We start from the raw sequence: 234 nt of genomic DNA, 5'->3' as shown, positions 1-234 counted from the left end.
ACCCCAGCCGTCGGTTCTGAGTTCGAAGCCTTCGCCGTTCTCTCCGCGTTTGTTGCGGTTTGAATCGACGATATGGCCGAGGTTGAGTTGGGATTTCTGATAGTCGGTGGCGAGTTTGATGTGTTCCTGACCTTGCAGGTCTTCCATCCTCAGTTTGTTGTTCGCCCAGGTACGGATGACGTTCCTTGTGTTCCAATCGGCGGGGATATGGTCGGTATGGGCACTGTCGTGCAT

At 54.3% G+C, this 234-nt stretch carries 1 protein-coding gene; it reads right to left on the bottom strand.

What is annotated here, in order from left to right; translation table 11 throughout:
• Positions 1-234, bottom strand: a 234-nt coding sequence (locus ACTHUT_RS22425; protein WP_440386934.1) for a type VI secretion system Vgr family protein, incomplete at both ends; no start/stop codon positions are given.

The sequence above is a fragment of the Neisseria sp. P0022.S010 genome, from assembly GCF_051956635.1.
This window is presented reverse-complemented; position numbering and strand designations above follow the sequence as displayed.